This is a genomic window from Mesorhizobium sp. M1322 (assembly GCF_040318085.1).
GTDB lineage: Bacteria > Pseudomonadota > Alphaproteobacteria > Rhizobiales > Rhizobiaceae > Mesorhizobium.
Map to the genome: position 1 here is coordinate 26,663 of NZ_JAMYLP010000066.1, position 6,034 is coordinate 32,696.

The following is a 6,034-nucleotide window of genomic DNA, read 5'->3' on the forward strand; positions in this document are numbered from 1 at the left end:
GGCGATTATTCCGCGGCTTCGCGCATGCGCGGCGCGGCGCCGAGCACAATGGCGTCGACATGAGGCTCGAATTTTTCGAAATTGATGGCGAACATGCCGACCAGCCTCGCCGCCTGCAGGTCGTAAGCTGAGGTATCGGCCCAGGTCGATCTCGGATCGAGAATGGCGCGGTCGACGCCCGCAACCGCCACCGGCACGTCGAAACCAAAATTGGCGTCGGTGCGGAAATCGGCCCCTTTCAGCGAGCCGTCGAGCGCCGCGGCAAGCAGCGCCCGCGTCGCCTTGATCGGCATCCGCTTGCCGGTGCCGTAGGCGCCGCCGGTCCAGCCGGTGTTGACCAGCCAGCAATCGACACCGTGATGAGCGATGAGTTCGCGCAGCAGATTGCCGTATTCCGACGGGTGGCGCGGCATGAACGGTGCGCCGAAACAGGTCGAAAACGTCGCTTCGGGTTCTGTGACCCCTTTTTCGGTTCCTGCCACCTTGGCGGTATAGCCGGAGAGGAAGTGATACATCGCCTGCGCCGGGGTCAGCCGGGCGATCGGCGGCATCACGCCGAATGCGTCGGCGGTCAGCATGATGATGTTTTTCGGGTGACCGGCGCGGCCCGTCTTGCTGGCGTTGGGAATGAAGTGGAGCGGATAGGCACAGCGCGTGTTTTCCGTGAGACTGCCGTCGTCGAAATCCGGCACGCGGCCCGCATCGAGCACCACATTCTCCAGCACGGTGCCGAAGCGTTGGGTGGTGGCGAAGATCTCCGGCTCGGCTTCGGCCGAAAGCTTTATCGTCTTGGCATAGCAGCCGCCTTCGAAATTGAAGATGCCATGCGGACCCCAGCCGTGCTCGTCGTCGCCAACCAGCGTGCGCGACGGGTCGGCCGACAGCGTCGTCTTGCCGGTTCCCGAGAGGCCGAAGAAGATGGCAGCGTCTCCGCCGGCGCCTTCATTGGCCGAGCAATGCATCGGCATCACGCCCTTGGCCGGCAACAGATAGTTGAGCACGGTGAACACCGACTTCTTCATTTCGCCGGCATAGGAGGTGCCGCCGATCAGCACGATCATGCGCGAGAGATCGACGGCGATCACCGTTTCGGTGCGGGTGCCGTGGCGGACCGGATCGGCACGGAACGACGGCAGGTCGATGATCGTCATGTCAGGCACGAAATGCTCGAGCTCGGCGGCTTCCGGGCGAATGAGCAGATTGCGGATGAACAAGGAGTGCCAGGCAAGCTCCGTGACGACCCTGGTCGTCAGCTTTAAGTCTTCATCGGCGCCGCCGACCAGATCCTGCACATAAAGATCCTTGTCAGCCGCATGGGTGCGAAAATCGGCGAGCAGCGTGTCGAACTGGGCCGGCGAAATCGCCTTGTTGTTGTCCCACCATACATGCGGCCCGGTGGTCTCGTCGCGCACGACGAATTTGTCCTTGGGCGAGCGGCCGGTGTGCTGCCCGGTCTCGGCGACGAGCGCGCCGTGCGCGGTGAGCCGGGCCTCGCCGCGGCGGATCGCTTCCTCGTAAAGGACGGCCTCGTCGAAATTATAGCGCACCGCGCCGGTGGTTTTCAGGCCGATCCGGTCGATCGCCCATGCGGGATTGCGTTTGCCGGCTTCCGACATGAGGGGTTCCTTCTTCGATTGCAGCATCCTGGCCGGCGAATTTCCGGAGCCCCCACGAAGGAGACTGTAACGGTGAGAACCAGAAAAGCCAAATGATATCAAATAATTAATCGATTTAAACATTTTGAAAGTTGTTTAAATCGTTTATATGTGCAAAAAACCGGGCGGTTGCCAAGGATTGGCGGTCTTTATCAGTTCAATCCATGTTGAGGTGAGATTGTGGCCGCCGGCATGCCGCTCGTGACAGCGGACGAAGCCTGTGCCACATTTTGTACCTAATTTGTCCTGCAAAAGCCCCTTCTCGACCAAAGAAGGGACAGCTCATGAGGGAGCCACTTGAAATGGCAACAATCGCGCTTGTCGACGACGATCGCAACATTCTGACGTCGGTGTCGATCGCCCTCGAATCGGAGGGGTATCGCGTCGAGACCTACACGGATGGGGCGTCGGCGCTGGAAGGTCTGGCAGCGCGCCCGCCGAACCTCGCCATCCTCGACATCAAGATGCCGCGCATGGACGGCATGGAACTTCTGCGCCGGATGCGCCAGAAATCCGACCTGCCGGTGATCTTCCTGACGTCCAAGGACGACGAGATCGATGAGCTTTTCGGCCTCAAGATGGGCGCCGACGACTTCATCCGCAAACCCTTCTCGCAGCGTCTTCTGGTTGAGCGGGTTCGCGCCGTGCTGCGCCGTGCCAGCGCCCGCGAGGCATCGGCCAAGACGCCCAACCAGCAGGCCCGTTCGCTCGAGCGCGGCCAGCTTGTCATGGATCAGGAGCGTCACACCTGTACCTGGAAAGGCGAGCCGGTGACGCTTACCGTCACCGAATTTCTGATCCTGCATTCTCTGGCCCAGCGCCCCGGTGTGGTAAAAAGCCGTGATGCGCTGATGGATTCGGCCTATGATGAGCAGGTCTATGTCGATGACCGCACCATCGACAGTCACATCAAGCGGCTTCGCAAGAAGTTCAAGGCGGTCGATGATGACTTCGAGATGATCGAAACCCTTTACGGAGTCGGATATCGGTTCCGCGAAGCGTAAATAGGCAATAGGCAGTAGGGAATAGTCGGTAGTCAGTTTTGAATGGTGCGAACGGCCACTCGGCATCGCCGCGACCTCAGCCAACCATTTCTCTATTCCCTACTGCCTACTCACTAATTACTAAGCGGGGGCTGCTATTCGATGGCAGTGGACGTAGAGCGAGTGAGACGGACGGGCGCCCGGCGTCCGTCGCGGATTCTGCCCGCATTCCTGTCGAGAATCACGGTGCCGATGCGCCGCTTCCTCGGCCACCATATCTTTTCAAGCCTGACGCGGCGCATTCTCTTCCTCAATCTCGCCGGGCTGGCCGTCCTGGTCACCGGCATTCTCTACCTCAACACGTTTCGCGACGGGCTGATCGATGCCCGCGTCGAAAGCCTGATGACCCAGGGCGAGATCATTGCCGGCGCGATCGCGGCATCGGCGACGGTCGAGACCGATTCGATCAGCATCGATCCGGAAAAGCTGCTTGAACTGCAGGCCGGCGAAAGCCTGGGTCCCGGCTCCGATCAGCTCGACAATCTGGATTTTCCGATCAATCCGGAGCGCGTCGCGCCGGTGCTCAGGCGCTTGATTTCGCCGACGCGGACGCGCGCCCGCATCTATGACCGCGACGCCAACCTGCTGCTCGATTCCCGCCATCTCTATTCGCGCGGCCAGATCCTTCGCTACGATCTGCCGCCGGTCGCCGCGGAAGAACCCGACCTTCTGGAGCGTATCCAGAAATTCGTCTTCGACTTCTTCCGCAACACCGCGCTGCCGGTCTACCACGAACAGCCGGGCGGCAATGGCGCTGCATTTCCGGAGGTGGTCAAGGCGCTTACCGGCAGTCCGTCGACCATCGTGCGGATCTCCGAACAGGGCGAGCAGATTGTTTCGGTCGCCGTGCCGATCCAGCGCTTCCGCGCCGTTCTCGGCGTGCTGATGCTGTCGACGGAAGGCGGCGACATCGACAAGATCGTCGCGGCCGAGCGCAAGGCCATCCTGCGCGTCTTCGGCATCGCCGCCCTTGTCACCGCCATCCTGTCGATGCTGCTCGCCTCGACCATCGCCAACCCGCTGCGCCGGCTGTCTGCGGCGGCGGTCAGGGTGCGGCGCGGCGTCAAGAACCGCGAGGAAATCCCTGATTTCTCCGACCGGCAGGACGAGATCGGCAATCTGTCGATCGCCGTGCGCGACATGACCAATGCGCTCTACGCCCGCATCGAGGCGATCGAAAGTTTCGCGGCCGACGTCTCGCACGAGTTGAAGAACCCGCTGACCTCGCTGCGCAGCGCGGTAGAAACCCTGCCGCTGGCCAAGAACGACACGTCGCGCAGCCGGCTGATGGAGATCATCCAGCACGACGTCAGGCGGCTGGACCGTCTCATCACCGACATTTCCGACGCCTCCCGTCTTGACGCCGAACTCGCGCGGGAAGACGCAGGAACCGTGGATCTCAAGAAATTCATCACTGATCTGGTCGACGTTTCGCGCACTGCGACGCGCAACAAGAAGACGGTCGACATCGAGTTCAAGGTCGCCAAACTGCCGCAGGGCGTCAAAGGCTATTTCGTCGCCGGTCATGATCTGAGGATCGGCCAGGTCATCACCAATCTGATCGAGAATGCCCGCTCCTTCGTTCCTGAAGAGCGCGGCCACATCGCCATATCGCTAGCGCGCGCCGGCAAGGTCAACATCATCACCGTCGACGACAATGGTCCAGGTATCAGGGCCGACAACATCGACCGCATCTTCGAACGCTTCTACACGGACCGGCCGGCCGGCGAGGCGTTCGGCCAGAACTCAGGTCTTGGCCTGTCGATCAGCAGGCAGATCGTTGAAGCCCATGGCGGCGCGCTGACCGCCGAGAACATCCCGGGTACTAAACCCGGCGAGATCAAGGGCGCGCGCTTCGTCGTGACACTGCCGGCCGAAGGCTGATCTGTGCGCGCTAAAAACATTCATGGAACGGCGCTGCTGATCGGCGAGCGCGGCGTCCTCATCACCGGACCGTCCGGCGCCGGCAAGACGACGCTGGCGCTGACACTGCTGGATCATTGCCGCGCGCGCGGGCTGTTTTCGCGGCTTATCGGCGACGACAGGCTGCTCGCCGCGGCCCACGCCGGGCGGCTGATCTGTCGCGTGCCGGCGACCATCGCCGGTCTCGCCGAAGTGCCTGGGTTCATGCCGCGCCCGCTGCCGTTCGAGCCGGGTGGAGTGATCGACCTGCATGTCCGGCTGGTGCCAAAGGCCGAAATGGCCCGCTTCCAGGAAGATGTCAGCGAGCCGGTGGCGGGCTGTCCGGTGCCGCGTATCGACCTTGCCGAGCGCAACGCCGCCACGGCCTTGCCGGCGGTGATGGCTCGGCTGTCGATCGCGCCCTTTTTATGATCCGGTTCCGGTTTTTTGCTGCAATGCGTCAAAATGGCCTGCGCCTGTGCAATTTTGGGCTTGTCAACGCGTCTCGCGTCGACAAGATAGCGCTCCCGCCGCCTAGAATGGCCGGCGAGCATGAAATGCCTATGAAGCGGCGATGACGGGAGCCATCAAAGAATGATCGGACTCGTGCTTGTAACGCACGGTCAACTGGCCGCCGAATTCCGCCATGCCGTGGAACATGTCGTCGGGCCACAAGACAGTTTCGAGACCGTGGCGATCGGCGCCGATGACGATATGGAGCAGCGCCGCAGCGACATCGTCGACGCCGTTGCCCGTGTCGACACCGGGGCGGGCGTCATCGTTTTGACCGACATGTTCGGCGGCACGCCCTCTAATCTCGCCATTTCGGTGATGGAATCCGGTCGGACCGAGGTCATTGCCGGCATGAACCTGCCGATGCTGATCAAGCTGTCCAGCATTCGCAAAGGCGACAATATGAGCGCAGCGCTGGACGAGGCGCAGGCGGCCGGCCGCAAATACATCAATGTCGCCAGCCAGCTTCTGAGCAGCAAATGAACGCGCTGCCGGCCAAGAAGGGTGATATCGTCCGGGAATTTCCAATCGTCAACCAGCGTGGCCTGCATGCCCGCGCCTCGGCAAAGTTCGTTCAGGTCGCCAGCGGCTTCGACGCCTCCGTCCAGGTCGAGAAGGACGGCGTCACGGTTGGTGGCACCTCGATCATGGGCCTTATGATGCTGGCGGCAAGCCCCGGCTACTCGATCCGTGTCACCGCCAGCGGCCCGGAGGCCGAGCAGGTGATCGACGCGCTGGAGCAACTGGTCGCCTCCCGCTTCGGTGAGGAGTCCTGACGCCTGGAGCGCCGGGGGGGGGGGGGGGCGGCGCGCCGCCGCCGCCCCCGCGGGGGTTTGGGGACGGGGGCGCGGGCCAGGAGAAGCAGGTGCGGGGGCGCGCGGCGCGCGGCCCGGGCGGGGGGGGAGGGGTGGTTGTTTGATG

6 protein-coding genes are annotated in these 6,034 nt (G+C 62.7%); 5 read left to right on the plus strand and 1 reads right to left on the minus strand.

The features are described from left to right. Positions 1 to 5: 5 nt before the first annotated feature. Positions 6 to 1,616 carry a phosphoenolpyruvate carboxykinase gene (locus NKH12_RS21780; protein ID WP_352955023.1) on the minus strand — a complete coding sequence of 537 codons (1,611 nt, stop codon included), beginning with the start codon at positions 1,614 to 1,616 and terminating at the stop codon, positions 6 to 8. A 341-nt stretch (positions 1,617 to 1,957) separates the two neighbouring features. Between NKH12_RS21780 and NKH12_RS21785 the strand changes: the two genes are divergently transcribed. The 5 genes from NKH12_RS21785 to NKH12_RS21805 all read left to right on the plus strand — a co-directional run bounded on the left by NKH12_RS21785 (position 1,958) and on the right by NKH12_RS21805 (position 5,889). After that, positions 1,958 to 2,659, plus strand: a complete 702-nt coding sequence (locus NKH12_RS21785; protein ID WP_023796909.1) for a response regulator transcription factor — start codon at positions 1,958 to 1,960, stop codon at positions 2,657 to 2,659. Between the two features lie 141 nt (positions 2,660 to 2,800). Continuing rightward, entirely contained in the window at positions 2,801 to 4,582 is a 1,782-nt protein-coding gene (locus NKH12_RS21790) for a sensor histidine kinase (RefSeq protein ID WP_352955024.1), read from the plus strand. Positions 4,583 to 4,585: 3 nt separating this feature from the next. Next, a complete protein-coding gene (locus tag NKH12_RS21795; RefSeq protein ID WP_352955025.1) occupies positions 4,586 to 5,032 on the plus strand; it encodes an HPr kinase/phosphorylase in 447 nt (148 codons plus the stop codon). A gap of 162 nt (positions 5,033 to 5,194) precedes the next feature. After that, entirely contained in the window at positions 5,195 to 5,596 is a 402-nt protein-coding gene (locus tag NKH12_RS21800; RefSeq protein ID WP_029347440.1) for a PTS sugar transporter subunit IIA, read from the plus strand. Then, the gene (locus tag NKH12_RS21805) at positions 5,593 to 5,889 is read left to right on the plus strand and encodes an HPr family phosphocarrier protein (RefSeq protein ID WP_292516705.1); all 297 of its coding nucleotides are present in this window, start codon (positions 5,593 to 5,595) and stop codon (positions 5,887 to 5,889) included. The genes NKH12_RS21800 and NKH12_RS21805 overlap by 4 nt, the downstream gene beginning before the upstream one ends. Positions 5,890 to 6,034 lie beyond the last annotated feature (145 nt).